The 17,862-nt window shown below is 66.2% G+C and carries 16 protein-coding genes; 2 read left to right on the plus strand and 14 right to left on the minus strand.

The genetic code is table 11. The features are described from left to right. Positions 1-8: 8 nt before the first annotated feature. From ArtHe_RS12580 to ArtHe_RS12600, 5 genes are all read right to left on the minus strand, one after another. Positions 9-911, minus strand: a complete 903-nt coding sequence (locus tag ArtHe_RS12580; RefSeq protein WP_248317249.1) for a LysR substrate-binding domain-containing protein — start codon at positions 909-911, stop codon at positions 9-11. Between the two features lie 70 nt (positions 912-981). Further along, a complete protein-coding gene (locus tag ArtHe_RS12585; protein WP_248317250.1) occupies positions 982-2,529 on the minus strand; it encodes a long-chain fatty acid--CoA ligase in 1,548 nt (515 codons plus the stop codon). 110 nt (positions 2,530-2,639) lie between these two features. Continuing rightward, entirely contained in the window at positions 2,640-3,656 is a 1,017-nt protein-coding gene (locus tag ArtHe_RS12590) for an ABC transporter substrate-binding protein (protein WP_248317251.1), read from the minus strand. A gap of 119 nt (positions 3,657-3,775) precedes the next feature. Next, positions 3,776-4,231 (minus strand): MaoC family dehydratase, encoded by a 456-nt coding sequence (locus ArtHe_RS12595; RefSeq protein WP_248317252.1) that lies wholly within the window; start codon positions 4,229-4,231, stop codon positions 3,776-3,778. A 33-nt stretch (positions 4,232-4,264) separates the two neighbouring features. After that, a complete protein-coding gene (locus ArtHe_RS12600) occupies positions 4,265-5,194 on the minus strand; it encodes an SDR family NAD(P)-dependent oxidoreductase (RefSeq protein ID WP_248317253.1) in 930 nt (309 codons plus the stop codon). Between the two features lie 92 nt (positions 5,195-5,286). Here ArtHe_RS12600 and ArtHe_RS12605 point away from each other — a divergent pair, with 92 nt between their 5' ends. After that, the gene (locus tag ArtHe_RS12605) at positions 5,287-5,808 is read left to right on the plus strand and encodes a MarR family winged helix-turn-helix transcriptional regulator (RefSeq protein WP_248317254.1); all 522 of its coding nucleotides are present in this window, start codon (positions 5,287-5,289) and stop codon (positions 5,806-5,808) included. A gap of 19 nt (positions 5,809-5,827) precedes the next feature. Here ArtHe_RS12605 and malQ read toward each other — a convergent pair whose 3' ends face one another. Both malQ and ArtHe_RS12615 read right to left on the minus strand, forming a co-directional pair. Then, positions 5,828-7,978: a 4-alpha-glucanotransferase gene (gene malQ, locus ArtHe_RS12610; protein WP_248317255.1), complete on the minus strand. Its 2,151-nt coding sequence runs from the start codon at positions 7,976-7,978 to the stop codon at positions 5,828-5,830. Between the two features lie 101 nt (positions 7,979-8,079). Continuing rightward, complete coding sequence (locus ArtHe_RS12615; protein ID WP_066303479.1) at positions 8,080-8,409, minus strand: DUF6221 family protein; 330 nt, start codon at positions 8,407-8,409, stop codon at positions 8,080-8,082. Between the two features lie 118 nt (positions 8,410-8,527). Between ArtHe_RS12615 and ArtHe_RS12620 the strand changes: the two genes are divergently transcribed. Further along, a complete protein-coding gene (locus ArtHe_RS12620; protein WP_248317256.1) occupies positions 8,528-8,767 on the plus strand; it encodes a hypothetical protein in 240 nt (79 codons plus the stop codon). A gap of 22 nt (positions 8,768-8,789) precedes the next feature. Here ArtHe_RS12620 and ArtHe_RS12625 read toward each other — a convergent pair whose 3' ends face one another. From ArtHe_RS12625 to ArtHe_RS12655, 7 genes are all read right to left on the minus strand, one after another. Further along, entirely contained in the window at positions 8,790-9,548 is a 759-nt protein-coding gene (locus ArtHe_RS12625) for an SDR family oxidoreductase (RefSeq protein ID WP_066303476.1), read from the minus strand. Between the two features lie 50 nt (positions 9,549-9,598). Continuing rightward, positions 9,599-10,639 carry a 3-hydroxyisobutyryl-CoA hydrolase gene (locus ArtHe_RS12630; protein ID WP_248317257.1) on the minus strand — a complete coding sequence of 347 codons (1,041 nt, stop codon included), beginning with the start codon at positions 10,637-10,639 and terminating at the stop codon, positions 9,599-9,601. A gap of 207 nt (positions 10,640-10,846) precedes the next feature. Beyond that, positions 10,847-11,122 carry a hypothetical protein gene (locus ArtHe_RS12635; RefSeq protein ID WP_248317258.1) on the minus strand — a complete coding sequence of 92 codons (276 nt, stop codon included), beginning with the start codon at positions 11,120-11,122 and terminating at the stop codon, positions 10,847-10,849. A gap of 328 nt (positions 11,123-11,450) precedes the next feature. Next, positions 11,451-12,260, minus strand: a complete 810-nt coding sequence (locus tag ArtHe_RS12640) for an SDR family oxidoreductase (RefSeq protein WP_248317259.1) — start codon at positions 12,258-12,260, stop codon at positions 11,451-11,453. Positions 12,261-12,305: 45 nt separating this feature from the next. Then, positions 12,306-15,788: a bifunctional proline dehydrogenase/L-glutamate gamma-semialdehyde dehydrogenase gene (locus tag ArtHe_RS12645; RefSeq protein WP_248317260.1), complete on the minus strand. Its 3,483-nt coding sequence runs from the start codon at positions 15,786-15,788 to the stop codon at positions 12,306-12,308. Between the two features lie 84 nt (positions 15,789-15,872). Continuing rightward, positions 15,873-16,373 carry a DUF805 domain-containing protein gene (locus tag ArtHe_RS12650; RefSeq protein ID WP_248317261.1) on the minus strand — a complete coding sequence of 167 codons (501 nt, stop codon included), beginning with the start codon at positions 16,371-16,373 and terminating at the stop codon, positions 15,873-15,875. A gap of 247 nt (positions 16,374-16,620) precedes the next feature. Continuing rightward, positions 16,621-17,517, minus strand: a complete 897-nt coding sequence (locus ArtHe_RS12655) for a YsnF/AvaK domain-containing protein (RefSeq protein ID WP_349238354.1) — start codon at positions 17,515-17,517, stop codon at positions 16,621-16,623. Positions 17,518-17,862: the final 345 nt, after the last annotated feature.

Consider the following 17,862-nt stretch of genomic DNA (forward strand, 5'->3'; position numbering starts at 1 on the left):
GATAGTGTCTATAGTTTGCCGAGCGGCTCCGTAATCAGGGCGTTCCGGAGCATCGACCCGAACCAGTCCAGGGCCGGCGTGCGGCGTCCCTGCTGCGGCAGGTGCAGCCGCACCTCGATGGGTTCGACGTCGAAGGGAAGGTCAACCAGCTGCAGCGGCCAGCTGCCGATCCAGCCTGCAGCCATGCTTTCCGGCACGATCGCCATCAGCCCGGATTCAGAGATGATCTGCGGCAGCACGGAAAAGTGCCGGACCCGGACCCGGGTGCGCCGCGTGATGCCCAGCTCTTCCATCCGTTCCTCGGCGGCCTGGTGTCCTGTGCTGCGGGCCACCTCCACATGGCCGGCAGCCAGGAACTCCTCCATGGACAGCGTGCCGGTACCAGCCAGCGGAAAGTCCCGGTGCAGCAGGCCAACGTAGCGTTCGCGCTTCAGCAGCAGGCTCTCGAATCCGCCGGCCAGCGGCCAGGACGCGATCGCGGCATCCACTGTGCCGCGTTCCAGCCATTCAGCCACCTCGGCAATGTCCATCGGAACGACGTCGAGGTCCACTCCCGGCGCTGCCTCCGCCAGGTGCCGGAGCACCTCGGGCAGGAAGCCCAGCTCCCCCAGGTCGGAGAGGCAGAGCCGGAACCGGCGGGTGGACGTGGCCGGGTCGAAGCTGCGGGAGCGTTCGGTCAGCGATTCGAGGCGCCCCAGCGCCTCCCGGCAGTCGGGGAAGATCTCATCGGCCAGCGCCGTGGGCCGCATCCGCCCGCCGGACCGGACGAATAGTTCGTCCGCAAACTCCGCGCGCAGCCGTGCCAGGGAATGGCTGACCGAAGGCTGCGTGACGAACAGGGCACGCGCCGTCGATGTCAGGCTGCCCGTCTCATATACGGAGACGAAGGTGCGCAGCAGGTTCAGGTCCATCCGCTCATCTTTGCATCTGCGGGGCTGGCACCGGGCCAGGCCGCCGGCCGGGGGGCCGGGCCCGGCCGGATCAGGCGGTGTAGTCCCGGCGCAGGTCCTTCTTGCGGATCTTGCCGCTGGCCGTGCGGGGCAGGTCCTCCACCACCACTACCGACTTCGGAATCTTGTAGCGTGCCAGGCGCCCGTCGAGGTGCGCGTGCACCTCCGCCGGGTCAAGGGTGAAGCCCCCGCGCAGGGTGATGACCGCCTTGGGAACCTCGCCCCATTTCTCGTCGGGCACCCCGATCACCGCGACACCGCTGACGGCGTCGAGTTCACTGATAATCTGCTCCACTTCGGCGGGGTAGATGTTCTCGCCGCCGGAAATGATCATGTCCTTCAACCGGTCGGAAATGAACAGGAAACCCTCGCCGTCGAAATAGCCCATGTCCCCGGACCGGAACCAGGTCCCGTCGGTAAAGGAGGATTCGGTGGCGTCCGGCCGGTTCCAATAGGACTTGATGACGTTGGGTCCGCTGATCTGAACCTCGCCCACTTCTCCCGGAGCGGCGGGTGACCCGTCCGGGTTCGCCACGCGGACGGAGGTGAAGAAGTGCGGAAGTCCGGCCGAACCGGCCTTCTCCCGGGACCACTTGGGCGGCAGCGCAGTGGCGCCGGGCGCGGTTTCGGTCATGCCGTAGCCGTTGGAGAAGCCGAGGCCGCGTTCCTCGTACGCATCAATGACCCGCAGCGGAACGGCCGAGCCGCCGCAGGTGAGCTTGCGCAGCGAACTGATGTCCCGCTTGGCCCAGTCGGGGTGCTCGCAGAGCAGCTGGTAGGTGGTGGGGACCCCGCTGATAAACGTTGCCTGGTACTTTTCGATCAGTTCCAGCGTCCGTCCCGGTTCAAAACGGGTTTCCAGGATGACGGCGGCGCCCTTGAGCAGGTTGGGCAGCACTCCCATATCCAGGGAGGCCACGTGGAACAACGGGGAGATCATCAGGGCGACGTCATCTCCCGCGACGTCGTAGTCCACCAGCACGTTGAAACAGTTCCAGGCCAGGTTGGCGTGGGTGAGCAGCGCGCCCTTGGGCCGCCCGGTGGTGCCGGAGGTGTACAGGATGATCGCCCCGTCCTCCATCGTGACCGCTGCGTCCGGAAAGCCACCGGAGCCCGCTGCAAGGAAGGCCTCGTACGGCTGAACCGGCAAGGCGCCGGCGTTGGCAGGAGCAGCTGCGGTTCCATCGTCAACCAGCAGGCGGAGTTCGACGGCGGTCCCCTGCGAACCTCGGACAGCCAGTTCATCCAGGACCAGGGTGTTCACCAGGATGAGGCTGCCCGAATCCTGCAGGGCAAACTGGATTTCCGGCGGGGCCAGCCGGGTGTTGAGCGGAACAAAAACTGCGCCGAGCGATCCGGCGGCGAAGAAGGTCTCCAGGAAGGCGGGGTGGTTATCCCCGAGGAAGGCCACCCGTGTACCGTGCTCCACCCCGTTGGCGCGCAGCACGGCCGCCAGCCGGTTGATCCGCTCGTCGAGTTCGGCATAGCTGATCCGTTCGTCCCGGAAGATCAGTGCGGTCTTCGAACCGGATTTGACGCGCTGACGGTGGATCCATGAACCCAGGCCCTGGTTCTGCATTTCTTCAGACATCCTTCTTTGTCATACCTAAAGTCATTGCTGGGCCGGTGGCCCGCCTGCCTGCATACGGAAGGGCCGGCGGGCCACCGGAGGTGTTACCGGGGGTGCTGCTACTGGACCGTCATGGCAGCCAGGTCGGGAGCCTTCTCCACGAACTTGTACTTGAGCATCAGCTCGCCGAGGCTGGTGAGCTGCTCGGTGCGCAGTTCGGCGTCGTACTGCTCCATCTTGAGCTTCGCCGCGACCTCGGCCGGCATCGTCATGAAGTCCGGCAGGGTTGCCTTGACGTCGTCGATGTTTGCTTCGGCCTCCACGAGGAGCTCTTCCATGGCGTCCTTGAACTTCTGGACGGTTTCCGGGTTCTGCTCGGCGTAGTTGCCGGAGGTGAAGGAGACCATGGTGGGCATGCCCGGGATGACTTCCTGGTTGGAATAGCCCACCAGAACGTTGTCCGGGTTGGCGAGGGCCTTGCTGAGGAAGGGCTCCGGAATCCAGACGGCATCCGTGTTGCCCAGCTCCAGCTGTGCCTCCATGTCCGGGAACGGCATCTCGGAGAAGTTGATCGCACTGGGATCCGCTCCGGCGATGGATGCTGCTTCCATGATGGTCAGGTCGCCCTGGGTGTTGATGGCGTTGACGCTGGCCGTCTTGCCTTCCAGATCCGCAAAGCTGGTGATGCCGGAGTCCGCGCGGGCGACCACACCGTTGATATCCTCGCCGTCCGCGTAGGAGTTGGAATAACCCGTGACAATCTTCATGTCCAGGCCCTTATCCTTGGCCACCATCACGGTCAGCGGGTTGCCCACGGCGAAGTTCATGTCTCCGGTGGAAACGGCCGGAAGCATGGCGGCGCCGCCCTGCCCGGTCTGGAGTTCGACGTCGAGTCCGTGCTTCTCGAAGATGCCTTCCTCAATGCCGTAGTGCATGGCTGCGGAGGGAGCGATCGCCAGAACGCCGACCACGATCTTCTCGAGCTCGCCGCTGGATGCAGATTCCGATGGCGATGCAGCGGGAGAGCTTGAAGCGCTGCCGGACAGGCTGCCGCCGCCACAGCCGGCCAGCGCCAGTGACGCCACAGCGCCGAGTGCGAAGGCCTTGGCGACCTTGCTGGTAATGAAGTGCCTCATGACTTTCCTCTTCCTTGAGGGGAGAAATGGATACTGCAGGTGTGGTGCTGGTACTGCTTTACCGCCCGGTCCCCGGTCCGCGGAGGGGGCCGGGGCCAGGAGCCTTGATACGCCGGAGACTAGGCGTAGAACCTGGCGAGGAACTCGGCGATCACGGCGGGCCGCTCTTCACCTTCGATTTCGATTTTGTTGGAGGTCTTGATCTGCACCCCGCCCTTGACCTCAGTGACCTCGGCGATCACCGAGTGCAGGCGGACCTTGGCACCAACCTTGACGGGGTTGGTGAAACGCACCCGGTCCAGGCCGTAGTTGACCTTTGTCTTGACGCCTTCCACGTCGAAGAGTGAGCTCCAGAGGGGAATGATCAGGGACAGGGTCAGGAACCCGTGCGCGATCGGCGCGCCGAACGGCCCGTCCTTGGCCTTCTCGGGATCGGTGTGGATCCACTGGTGGTCATCGGTGGCATCCGCGAAGGTATTGATCTGGTCCTGGGTGATTTCGATGTAGTCGGTGTAGCCCAGGTCCTTGCCAACAAGTCCGGCGAGTTCTTCAAAAGTGACAACGGTAGCGCTCATGTGGTTTTCCTGTGTTCTCTCAGTTTTCAGCTATTACTTTGATTCCGCGGTCTGGGGCTGGAGTTCGGCCGGCAGCGGCGGGAACTTCTCCCCCACACCCTGCAGGTTCCCCGCGAACGGGAACGCCGCCGCAAGATCCGCATACGACCAGCCACCGTCCCGGTACTCAGAAGCCACAGCCTCCGGATGGGACCACAGCTGCAGCCGGTCCCCGCCCACCCCAATGGCCTGTCCGGTGATCCCGGCAGCGTCCTCCGACGCCAGGAACGCGATCAAACCGGCCACGTCCTCCGCCGTACCGAAACCCAGCTCCTTGCGGAAGAAGTCCGGCATCACCTCACCACGCTCCTCAGCCTCCACAGCGGCAGCGAAGTACGGGACAGTCTTCGTCATTGCGGTCGCGGCCACGGGAATGACGGCGTTCGCCGTGACGCCGGCCTTCTTCATCTCCAGTGCCCAGGTCCGGACCATGCCCACGATCCCGGCCTTCGCCGCGGCGTAGTTGGTCTGTCCGAAGTTTCCGCGCTGACCGGTCGGGGAACCGATCGTGATGATCCGGCCCGCCACGTTGTTTTCCTTGAAGTACGCGTACGCCTCCCGGACGCAGGTGAAGGTGCCGCGCAGGTGCACGTTGATGACCAGGTCAAAGTCCTCGTCCGTCATCTTCAGCAGGCTCTTATCCCGCAGCACCCCGGCGTTGGTCACCAGGATGTCCAGGCCGCCGAAGTTCTCAACCGCAGCAGCCACCAGGGTCTTCGCCGTTTCCGTGGAACCCACCGGAGCGACCACCGCAACCGCGCGGCCGCCGTCGGCCTGGATCACGGCAACCGCTTCCTCAGCGACAGCCTGATCGACGTCGTTCACCACCACCGCCGCGCCCTGCCGGGCCAGTTCCCGGGCGTAGGCCAGGCCCAGCCCCCGCCCGCTGCCGGTAACAATCGCGGTTTTGCCGTCCAGCGCCATACGTAACTCCTCATTCGTGTGTCATGCCTCACACCATGACATCCGAGATAGTTGAGAAAGTCAACAGTTGTAATTACGCGTACTCTTAGTCCATGACCGAGACCGGCAGCAACACCTCACGCAACGGCGCGGCAGGTACCGCGCAACAGGCGGGACCTCAGGCGGGTATCGAGCGGCTCTACGATTCAGAGCTCGCCGGTGAAACCGAGTTCCTCGCCGCCCGGGCCCGCTCAGTTGGCTCACGCCGCGCCAACGAAGACCTGGCAGCCCTCGACCTTAAAGTGCGCTCCTACTCAGTGCTGTCCCTGGCCTGCAGCGGATTGAACCCGTCCCAGCGGGAACTCGCGGAATTCCTGTCCCTGGATCCAAGCCAGATCGTGGCACTGGTGGATCAGCTGGAGAAGCGGGGCGCCGTGAAGCGGTTGGCTGACCCGCGCGACCGCCGCTCCAACATCATTACTCCGACGGCGGCGGGCAAGCGGCTCTATGCGGAGGCGGCCGCCGTGGTCGCAGCCGCGAGCGACACGTCATTGGGGGCTCTCTCACCGGCCGAGCGGGATCAGCTGAGGGCTCTCCTGCGCCGTGTTGCCTTTGCCGACCAGACCGCCGATTAGGCACGTCCCGGGCACCTGACTAGCGCAGTGATTCGTTCATGATGCGCGCCAGTGATTGGAACCGCTCATTCGTGGCAAGGTCCTCCACCAGGATCGGGGTTCCGTCCGGACCGGCCAGCGGGATCCGCCAGTTCGGGTACTCCGTGGAGGTGCCGGGCTGATTCTGGGTGCGCCGCTCTCCCACCGCGTCCACCAGTCCGACGCCAATCAGCACAGACGGGGTCCGGGAAATATAACGGTGCAGAGCCTCAACGGTTTCTGCTTCGGAGGCCTGTCCTGCGGCCAGCAGACCCTGGCTGCGGACCAGCTCCAGGATGGCGGCCCTGGCAGCCTCATCAAGTTCCCGCTCTTCCTCCACAGGCCGGTTCAGCAGACCCAGCGAGCCGCGCAGCGTCACGTGCTCCCCGGCGAGATACCCCGCTGCCGGGGGAAGGTCGTGCGTGCCGATCGTGGTGAGGGCGCCGGGGCGGTATTCCTCCGGCGGCCGCGGCCCCTGGCCTGTGTTCTCGAACCACAGGATGGCCGTGCCGAGGATGCCGCGTTCGGCCAGGTAGTCCTGTACCCAGGGCTCAAAGACCCCCAGGTCTTCGCCGACGACTACGGCGCCCGCCCGCTGGGCTTCCAACGCCAGGATTCCCACCAGCGCCTCATGGTCGTAGTACACGTAGGCACCCTTGTCCGGTGCTTCACCGCGGGGTATCCACCAGAGTCGGAACAAGCCGAGAATGTGATCTACGCGCACACCGCCCGCATGCCGAAGGATGGTCCGCAGCATGTCACGGTAAGCGCCGTACCCGGTCTCCGCCAAATGGTCCGGATCCCAGGGCGGCTGGCTCCAGTCCTGGCCACGCTGGTTGAACATGTCCGGTGGCGCGCCGACCGAAACTTCGGAAACCAGGACGTCCCTCAGCGTCCAGGCGTCTGCTCCGCCGGGATGGACGCCGACGGCGAGGTCGTGCACGATTCCGATGCCCATTCCCGCCTTCCGTGCTGCGCGCTGTGCTGTTTCGAGCTGTTCATCGCAGATCCATTGCAGCCATTTGTAGAAGCTGATTTCTCCGGCCAGCTCCACGGCCTTGCTCCGGGCAAAATCGCTGTCCAGGCCCTCTGCCCACTGCGGTGCATCCGCCGGCAGGCTGACGGCCAGGGCCGACCAGAGGGCGAAACTCTCCAGCCCCTCGCCTTCTCCTTCGACAAAGGCTTGGTACTGCTGTTCCCGGGAGGGGCTGCGCGGCACCTGGAAAACGGGCCGCAGGGCCTGAAGCTTGGCCGCGAAGGCAGTGTTCCGGTCCAGCAGGCCGGCGTCCCGGTTTACCGTCTGCTGCCCGGCGGCCAGGTTTTCGACCCGGGCCCGCTGTTCCGGCGGGAGGTAGCCGTATTCGGGGATGGCTTCCACGCGGATGTACAGGGGGTTGAAGAAGCGGCGGGTTGCGGGCAGATACGGCGAATCCTCCACTGGAGGGGCTGATTCGGCAGCATGGAGGGGGTTGATGAGCATAAAATCTGATCCGGCTTCACCGCAGACCGCGGAGAGGTCCGCAAGGTCGGTCAGGTCCCCGATTCCCCAGGACCGTGCCGAGCGCGTGGAATACAGCTGGGCCATCATTCCCCAGGTACGGGCGCGGCCTAGCTTGCCAACCGGGTCCAGCCGGTCCGGAGTTACCGCCAGCACGGCCTGTGCCCGGATCCCGCTGTCCCCGGCGCCACCGGCCTCGACGTGCAGCTGGTGCCAGCCCAGGGGCAGGTCAGGAGGCAGGACCAGCTGGCTGCGCTGGTGATCCACACCGTCGACGACGGCGGACTCCTCCAGCTGGGGGACCCAGGGCACATCGATGGTTCCACCCCGCTCCAGCTCAACCCAGGCGTGGGCGGACATCCCGGCGGGAAAGCGCACGGGTACCGAGGCGGAGGGGAAGCCTTCCCGGGCGACGACGGTCGGCGGCAGGACCCGGCGCCAGGGCTCCGTCAGCGCCTGCTCCAGCGATGCTTCCAGTTCAGAGCGGCTGCCGGCCGGGGCGCCCCGTGAAGCGAGGATGATCCGCAGGGTTTCATCGGAGACCTGCTGCGGGCTCCCATCCCATCCGGTGAAAGTGGTTGCGATGTGTTTGGCTGCCGCGAGCCGTTCCAGGAGCTCCCGTTCGCTGGCGGTAGCGGCACTGTCCCCTGTCATGGAGTCTCCAAAGTCATGGAAGCCAATCTAGGCGGTTCGGACGCCGCAGGACAGGGCCACTGGATTGACCGGGTCCCGGGAGGGTGGCCACCGGGCAGGCTTCAGGGCCGTTTTTCCACCAGCCGCCAGACATCCTGGTAATCGTTGTGATCTGCGTACGGGGCGGCCAGAGCGGCAAGGGCGAGGGTGGTCCACTCGAGTTCATCCGCGTAGCTGCGCGGGTCGCTCTCAGTGTCCTGCAGCATCCGGGACAGCGCATTGCGGCGGGCACCGCCGATGATGTCGATCAGCATGAGTTTGGCTTCGCATTCCCGCAAAAGCCGCTCTTCATACCAGCGGTCCGAGAGCGAAATTTCGGACCCGCCCAGAAGCTTGCGGGACTCCGCGGCGTCTTCATGAAAGCGCGTCAGCAGGAAATCCACGATATCCATGCCCAGACTTTACGCTCCCGACCGAGCCGGCGTCAGGGGATGATACAGCTTTGGGAATATTTTCGCCCAGTTCGCTGGTTGACATAACTAGGCCCCCTCACGATCCAGGAGTAAGAGTTTGCCCTCAGCCAGCACGTCCCCCGTTTCCTCCAATCCGTCCGCCCGCCGCATCCGTAATATCCGTTCCGTTCACCGTGGCGACCACGTTGAAGCCCGCAGCGGCGGTCACGTCTACTATCGGGGAGAAGTTCGGGATACCGCACCAGGGCTGGCGACGCTGTGGCTCCGCGACGAGGAGACCGGCGCCCACACCGCGGTGAGCACAGAGGACTTCACGATCTGGCGGTCTGAAGCCTAGGTCCGGCCACCAGCCGGGCAACTCACCAGTCGATCAACGCTCCGGCGCTGATGTTGATGGTTGCCGCCGTGACGCTGGCGGCCAGATCCGACGCGGCGAAGACTGCCGCGTTGCCAACATCCTCCAGCGTGGCAGCACGCTTCAGCATGGTGGCCGCCTGGATCGCTCCGGCGATTTCCTCGCGGCCGTCCATGTCCGGCGGCAGCGACTCGGGTATCCCTCCGCTGCGCAGCGTCACCACCCGGATTCCGTACGGACCAAGTTCCACCGCCAGCTGCCGGCGCATCGCCTCGATGGCTTCGAACGCGGTGATCAGCCCGCCCAGATACTGTCCCGGTTCCTGGGTTCCGGATCCGCCGAAAGCCAGGATCACCCCGGATTTCTGTTCCATCATGTGCCGGGCAGCTGCCTGCGCGGTAATGAAAGTGGTCTGCACCGCCGTCGACACCGGACGGAGATAGTCCTCCAGGTACATGGCGGACATCGGCAGGCCCTGGACATCGCCGTGCTGGATGACGTTCAGGGAGATGTCCAGACTGCCGGCCGAAGCTGCGACGTGGTCCGCATGCTCGTTGACGGCCTGCTGGTTCAGCGCGTCCAGCAGCGCTGTTTCCGCCAGGCCGCCCGCCGTCCGGATCTGCTCCGCCACAGCCTGCAGCGGTTCAGGATGCCGTCCGGCCAGGAAAACCCTGGCACCTTCCCGGGCGAAGGCCCGGGCAGCGGCCCCGCCAATGGCCCCGCCGCCTCCGTAAATGACTGCGTTCCTGCCGTTCAGCAGCATGCCTGTGCCCTTCTGCCGGAGTATGGGGCACCATCATGGCACCGGCCCGGTCAGAGGGCCAGCGTCCAGGCGACGTCCGCTGCTGCCACGTCCTGGAGGCTGGCCGGATTCCAGCGGGGTGCATCCCGGTCCAGGAGGCGGGCGCGGACCCCTTCGCGGAAGTCCGGGCGGGCGATCATCCGCTCAGCCATGACCAGATCCCGGGCCAGCACCCTGTCCAGTGATGGTTCTGCTGCGGCGGCCCGGAGCGAGGACAGGGCCACCGCCAGGGAAAACGGTGCCATCTCCCGGATGCTTCGGGCTGCCTCCGCAGTCTCGGGGGCGGCGTGGGAATCCAGCCGGGCAAGGATCTCCTGAACATCGGGACCGGCGTAGCATTCGTCGATCCACTCCCGCCGGCGGGCGAGCGGAGCCTGTGGTGGTTCGACGGCGAACGCCGCGGTCACCTCTGCGGGGTCAGCCGTTTCCAGCGCCGCACACAGCGCAGGAAGGGCGGCGGAGGGAACGTAGTAATCAGCGAATCCGCACAGCACGGCGTCGGCGCCGGTCATGGTGCCCGCTGTCAACGCCAGATGGGTGCCCAGCTCACCCGGTGCGTTGGCCAGCAGCAGGGACCCGGCGCAGTCTGGGCTGAAGCCGATGCGCACCTCCGGCATGGCCGCCTGGGTCCGCTCGGTCGCGATCCGGATGCTGGCATGGCCTGACACGCCAACTCCGCCTCCCATCACCACCCCGTCCATCAGGGCAACGTAGGGCTTCGGAAAACTGGCCACCCGGGCGTTGAGGGCATACTCGGCGGTCCAGAACTCCATCGCCTCAGCATCCGTCCCCGCGGCGATCGCCCGGATGTCTCCGCCGGCGCACAGCCCGCGGTTCCCGGCACCGAGGAGCAGGACTGAGCCAACGGCGTCGTCCACTGCCCAGTCCTGGAGCACCCGGTCCATGGACCGGACCATATCCAGGGTCATGGCGTTGAGCGCCTGCGGCCGGTTCAGCCGGATCACACCGAGGTTCCCGGCAGTCCAGGCCTGGAGTGCGTCGGTGGCGTGGATGGAACTGCGGGTGAGGGTGCCGGAGGCGGGAGATTCCATGCCGCCAGCATTTCAAGAATTCGGCGCAGCGCCAATCCGGCGGCGCAGGCAGGGCGGCACCTCCCGAAATGCCGGCGGGCGGGGCGGGTTCGGAAGCAGCCGGGTGGGAACGGAAAGCACCCAGCCGGAGATTTATCGGCAGACCGGCTGCAGACGGCGGGGTCTGCAGCCGGTCCGGTGTGGAGCGGGTGTGGCCAGGGCAGCCGGTTACCAGCGCACCTTGCGTTCGCGTGGGCCCTGCCTGCCGTTGGCGTGGTTCGGTTTGGCCCCCTTGCCCAGGCTCTGCCAGCCGGGGAGGTTCGCTTCGGCCGGCTGAGCGGCGGCCAGGCGCCGCAGCCCGTCTTCGCTCAGGCGGCGGGCAGCAGCCGGAGAGACGTTAATCAGCAGGTCCGGGGCGGTTGCGTCGGTGACCGGGACGGCCTCAGCAGCTGCCGGCGGCTGGCCTGCCGCAGTGGATGGGTGTTTTTTGGCGGATTTCGTCATGGGAGTGCTCCAGTTTCTACTCTGGGCTGCTGATGCCAGATCATTGCCCTTCCGGGCTGCCCGCGCAGGTTCGCGCTCAGGCGTTTCGAGCTTGCAGACGGAAGGACTCGGAGGCCTTGGCCTCAACAAGCGGTTTGATGTGGTCTGCGTAGAGCGGGGCGCCTTCAGCGCGCGCACCGCTACTCGAAAATGAGTGTTCCCATGCCGAGGACCCTAACATCCCGGTCTGCTGTCCGCTAGGCCCCTGCATGAACCTGGCCCAGTGCTGACCGGGCTACTGAGCGAACCTGCTGCCCCCTCCCCGCATCATCTCAATCCCTGCGGCAACTCAGCGGAAGCCGCCGTCGCTGCTCAGCACCTGGCCAACCATCCAGCGTCCCTCATCGCTGACCAGCCAGGCGATGAGCCGGGCCGGATCCTCAGGTTCGCCGTAGCGCCCGGCGGGAAAGCGGGAAAGTACCTCCTCGAGGATTTCCGGGGACCGGTCGGCGGTTGCGGGATCCAGATAACCGGTATTGACCGGTCCCGGATTGACGGTGTTGAGGAGGATCCCCCGGCGGGCCAGGCCGGCGGAAACGGACGGAGTGATCCCGGCCAGGGCAGCCTTGGACGTTGCGTAGGCAATCTCGTCCTCCATGACTCCGCCGTCCACCTGTCCGGAGGTTATCCAGATGACCCGGCCGCCGGCCCGCCCGTCATGCTGGGCGGCAAAAGCACGGGTGGCCAGCAGTGTGGACCGAGTATTCACCGCCCAGTGTGCATCCAGTTTTTCTGCGGTCAGGTCCCTCAACGGTCCGTCACCGCCGCTGCGGGCATGATTGCAGATCAGAATGTCCAGATGTCCCAGCGCAGACCCTGCCTGGTCGATCAGTTGTTCGGCCGCACCAGCATCCGCCAGGTTGATGCTCACATCAGCCAGCCGGGCGCCGCCGGCAAGCTGCGCGCGCACTCCCCTGACGACGCCGTCGATCGAATCCGCGCCCCAGGGCTGATCCCGGTCATGCGGGACGTAGTGGGCCAGGAAGAGGCTGGCACCCATTTGTGCCAGCCGGGAGGCGACGGCGTAGCCGATTCCCTGTTCTCTGCTGACACCTGTGATCAAGGCTGTCCGTCCGGCGAGCGGGAGGTGGGAGACCATCTGTTCCTTCGAAGGTGCGGGACATGGAATGCCGCCAGCCTAGCTTCATCCCAGTGGGACGTCCGCCAGGGGGCTTGGTGTCCCAAACCTGTGGGCCGTGATGCTGATGGCCTGTTCATGCAGGAACGGGAGCAGTTCCACCCGCCCGGCTTCAGTCACCGGCTGGTCATGGACGGCGACGTCGGGGCGTCCACCGGTGGCAGCCGCGGCAGCCCGGCGGTCCCCGCCGATCAGCCGGATCCGGGAGGGCAGATTGGTTCCAGCTCCTAGCCTGGCGAGCCAGCCGGCGTCGTCCTCGATACTGAGGACCAGCCCGTGACCGGCCAGCAGGGCCGTGATTCCTGACGGCAGGGCCGCGGGCAGGGAGACCCGTACCGGAGCGCCGGCCCGCAGGGCGGCGGCCAGCACGCGCAGCAGGAGCGCCTGAGGCTGACCTTCGGCGAGGCGCACTTCCCCGGGCACCGGGAGATAGCGGAACAGGTTCCGTTCTGCCAGCAGGCCGGAGACATCCCGGACCTGTCCGAACTCAGCGGCCCATTCGGCGGCGTCGCTGCCTGCCGATCGGGTGAGGTAGGCCAGGTCGCGGGCGGAAAGGCACCCCGAAGCTTCGACTTCAGCCAGCAGTGCCGCAGCAGCGCCGTCCACTGGTGCGGACACGGCGGCGGGGCTGGAAGTCCAATTGCCCAGGCCCAGCAGGTAGTTCGGCCCGCCCGCTTTCGTGCCGGTTCCAACCGACGATTTCTTCCAGCCGCCAAACGGCTGCCGGCGCACGACAGCACCGGTGATACCGCGGTTGACGTAGAGGTTTCCAGCCTGCACGGCACCGGTCCAATACGTGATTTCCTCCGGGTCCAGGGAGTGCAGCCCGGCAGTGAGCCCGTAGTCGACCTGGTTCTGCAGCCGGACGGCTTCCTCCAGGGTCTGCGCCCGCATCACTCCCAGCACGGGCCCGAAGTATTCAGTCAGATGGAACTCGGAGCCCGGCTGGACCCCGGCCCGGATCCCTGGTGTCCACAGCCTGCCCTCACCGTCGAGCTTCTGCGGCTGCAGCACCCAGGCTTCCCCGTCCCCGAGCTGTGTGAGGCCGCGCAGCAGCTTGCCCGCTGCCGGTTCCACCACGGGACCCATCTGCGTTTCCGGATCCTCCGGCCTGCCCACCTCCAGTGACTGCACGGCGTCCAGCAGCTGGTTGTGGAAGCGGTGGGATTGCGCCGCCGATCCCACCAGGATGACCAGGGAGGCCGCCGAGCACTTCTGCCCGGCGTGGCCAAACGCCGAGGCCGCCACGTCCCGCGCCGCGAGATCGAAGTCGGCGCTGGGCGTCACCACGATGGCGTTTTTTCCCGAGGTCTCCGCCAGCAGCGGCAGGTCCGGGCGGAAAGAGCGGAAGAGTTCAGCTGTTTCGTAACCGCCGGTGAGGATCACCCGGTCCACGGCGGGGTGCGAAATCAGCTGCTGCCCGAGCTCCGATTCCCCCAGCTGCACGAACTGCAGGACACCGCGCGGCACACCGGCGTTCCAGAGGGCCGCGGCCAGCACGGCCCCGCACCGGCTGGCCGGCCCGGCGGGTTTGAGCACGACGGCGGACCCGGCGGCCAGTGCGGCGAGCGTCGACCCGGCGGGGATGGCCACCGGAAAATTCCAGGGCGGAGTCACAACTGTCAGCCGGACCGGGTGGAACTCCGCTCCGTCCAGGTGGTCCAATTCCGCGGCACGGTCGGCGTAGTAGCGGGCGAAGTCCACCGCTTCGGAGACCTCCGGATCCCCCTGATCCAGGGTCTTGCCTGCCTCGGCGGCCATCACTTCCAGCAGCTGTGCGCGGAGCGTTTCCAGGCTGTTGGCAGCACGGCGCAGGATTCCGGCGCGGCCGGCGCCGGAAAGGGCGGCCCACCCAGCCTGCGCCCGGACAGCCTCGGCCATTACGTCCTCGAGCTCTTCGCTGGAATTGATCCAGGCAGCTTCGACGTCCAGCAGCCCAAGCTCCGAACCGGGAACCCGTGCCAGAATCTCCCGGCCCCAGCCCCGGTTGGCCGGCAGCGAAGGGTCAGTGTCCTGGGTGTTGGCGAATTCCGTCCCGGCCGGTTCCGGCGGTGCCGTGCGGTCCTGCCTGCGGCGGGGTTCGGGGACGCCGGGGTCCATTGCCTCCAGGGAAGCGGTGAACCGCCGGCGCTCACGTTCAAACAGGGCTTCATTGGTGCTGAGGTCAAAAACGGCGGACATAAAGTTCTCGCTGCTGGCTCCCTCCTCCAGCCGCCGCACCAGATAGGCGATCGCGACGTCGAACTCCTCCGGGTGGACCACGGGGGTATAAAGCAGCAGCTGCCCGACGTCCTGCTTGACCACCTGCGCCTGGGCTGTGGCCATCCCCAGCAGCATTTCGACGTCGACCGCATCCCGGACACCGCGCCGCCCGGCGAGCAGCCACGCATAAGCGATGTCGAAGAGGTTGTGGCCGGCGACCCCGAGGCGGATGTTTGCGGTCCGGTCCGGCTGCAGGGCATAGTCAAGGACCCGCTTGTAGTTGGTGTCCGTCTCCTGCTTGGTCCCCCATGTGGCCAGCGGCCAGCCGTGGAGCGAGGCCTCCACCTGTTCCATGGGAAGGTTCGCACCCTTGACCAGCCGCACCTTGATGCCTGCTCCTCCGCTGGCGCGCCGCCCGGCCGCGAAGGACTGCAGCCGCTGCATGGCGGCCAGCGCGTCCGGCAGGTAGGCCTGCAGCACCAGGCCGGCCTCCAGCCGGTGAAACTCCGGCTTCGAGAGGAGCTCCATGAAAACTCTCAGCGTCAGGTCGAGGTCCTTGTACTCCTCCATGTCCAGGTTGATGAACTTGTGCCGGGGCCCCTGGGCGGCAAGCCGGTACAGCGGAGTGAGGGTTTCGACGATGCCGGCCACCGCCTCCTCAAACGCCCAGGGCGCGTGCGGGGCAACCGTGGAGGAGACCTTGACCGAGACATAGTCGACGTCGTCCCTGGCCAGCAGACGGCGGGTGCCCTCGAGCCGGCGGGCCGCCTCCCGCTGCCCCAGTACCGCTTCGCCCAGCAGGTTCATGTTGAGGCTGACGCCGTCCCGGCGGATCCGGCGGATGGCCCGGCCCAGGCGGGCGTCGGTCGCGTCAATGATCAGGTGCCCGACCATGCGCCGCAGTACCCGGCGTGCTGCCGGAACCACCACACCGGGCAGGAACGGTCCCACCACTCCCCCGGCCCGGACCGCTGCCCGCATGTACCAGGGCAGGAATCCGGGGACTTTGGGGGCCAGCTCCGCGAGATTCCGGGCGGCTACGGAGAGGTCTTCGGGCCGGATGACGCCGTCAACAAAACCCACCGTGAATTCGAGTCCGCTGGGGTCCTTCAGGATCCCAGCCAGCTGGGCGGCGGAGGCGTCCACGGCAATGCTGGATGCCTCCGCCAGCCAGCGCCGGACCAGTTGGACGGACTCCTCGGCCAGCTCCGCCGCTGCGGGCGGCGGACCGTCCCCGGCGGGATCAGACGAGGTGCCGCCGGGATCTGACGAGGTGAGGTGGGTCATGCCTCCAGTATCGAAGCCTGAGCGCCGTTCGGGAAGGGCTTACGGTCCGGACCTGCGGTTATACCCTGGCGGTGGGCCCTTAGCCTAGGCCTGGGGTGAAGCCGGCGGGTAGGGTGCGTACTGCTGCTGGGCCCCGGCGTCGAAGCGCGCTCCTTCGGGCTTGCTGGGCATGAGGCCGAACACCGGAAACGCCAGCCAACCCACAAGTGGGACAAACGCGAGCAGGGCGAGCCAGCCACTAAATCCGCCGTCGTGCAGGCGCCGAACAAACAGTGCCAGCGCCGGGAGAAACGCACCCAGAATGTACACCAGAAGCAACAGCGTCGTTACGATGCCGAGCCCGGTGGGGTCTCCGCTGGAATCCACGTTCATTGCGGTGAGAACTGACAGGACCAGCACGACCGCATTCTGGAACAGGAACACCCACCAGTACTCGCTGCGGCTCGCGCGGCCGGAGAACGTGGCGTACTTCTTGAAAAAGCGTTTGACGGCCTCGCCGAAGCTGGCACCGTAGAACGGCTGCGAGAGCGGTACGGGTCCGGACTGTGTGGGTGAGTACGGGTTCTGGGCATACTGCTGAGACATAATTTCCCCCTGAAGAATCCTAAAAACAAAGTGCACTTAGTGATTGAGTGCCGAACGGATACTAACCCAAACCGGACTCCCCGTCGACAAACAGCAGGCCCGACGCCGGCCCTGGTTAGCTTTCGGACAGCCGAACCCCGCCGGCCCGTGAAGGCGGCGGGGTTCAGGCGCTCGTGCCGGGGCGAAACCGGCCGAAGGCCGGGGGCGGGAGCCCGGATTCAAGAGTCAGGAGTCAGGAGACTAAAGCTCAGCGGGAGCTTCCCGTACCGTCTTCCGGCTTCTTCTCCGTGCCCGCGGAGGTGTTCCGCGGCGCGGCCTCGTCCACTTCGGTATCGATCTTCTCCTTCCGGATATCCCCGGAGACGGTTTCCGAGCCGGTCACCGTTTCTGTTTCCAGCCGGACCCGCTCCACCGGCTCGGTGTGCTTCCGGACCACCGGCTCCTCGCTGTGCAGCGTGACCTCGTATTCATCCTCACGCAGCTCCGGTCCCCGCATCGCAGCGTCACGGTTCGCATCCGTGACCGGCTCACGCTCAATCCGGACCTCTTCGTGACTGACCGGCACCTCGGTGGTCACCGTTTCCGTCACGGTGTATTTGCGCAGCCGGGCCTTGCCCGTCTCACGTGCTTCGGTGCCAACATCGAGGCGTTCCTCCGAGCGGGTCATCGCGTCGTCGATGTTCGATCCAGACGCTGCGGACCTGCCGGTGCCTGAGGCAGCGCCGCCGGCCAGACCAGCTGCGGCGTCCCGGTCCGTGTCCGAGACGGTGTCTGTTTCGGTGACGGTTTCGGATTCGGATTCGATGAGCGTGTCTGTGCCGGCGTCGGAATCCACCATCCCCGAAGTGCCGTCGTCATACGTAAAGCCGTAATACCGGTAGAGGGTGACCTCCTCCTCTGCACTGATGGAGCCGTCGCTCTCAATCTGCGGAGCGTTCTTGACCTCCTCCTTGGAGTAGGGCACCAGCACATCGATGCCCTCCACGGTGGCTTCGCTGAGGGGGACAAAGGTCTCATTGGTTCCAAACAGCCCGGTATTCACCGTGACCCAGGCCGGCTCGTTGGTCTGGTCGTCGAGATAGAAGGTCCCTACTGATCCGATTTTGTCGCCGTTCGGTCCCAGGACGTTTCCCGAGGCGGACATGAGTCCTTCGACTTGCTGATTGCTGATCATCGTGTGTGTTCTCCTTCGGCAGCGAATCTCCGCCAGGGGTTCCCGGCGTGTCAGTTCCGATCAGTCAGAGCCAGCGGCTGCTCCTGCCGCGTCCGCCCGCAGCGGCAGGATGACCGGTGCACGGTGCCGTTCCGTGGCTCCAGAAGGCCTTTTGCGGGCCGGGCCTGTATTACCAAGCCTACTTATTATTCCACTGTCTCCACCCAGGTCCGTCAATAGGAACCGCGGCCTGCGTTGAGACAGATGCCGCGCCGCGCACGGGGATACCCTGCCGGTCCCCCGCCCATTAGGCTGTGGCATTGGACCGGCAGGGAC

This window comes from Arthrobacter sp. Helios, from assembly GCF_023167125.1.
Taxonomy (GTDB): Bacteria; Actinomycetota; Actinomycetes; order Actinomycetales; family Micrococcaceae; genus Arthrobacter_B; species Arthrobacter_B luteolus.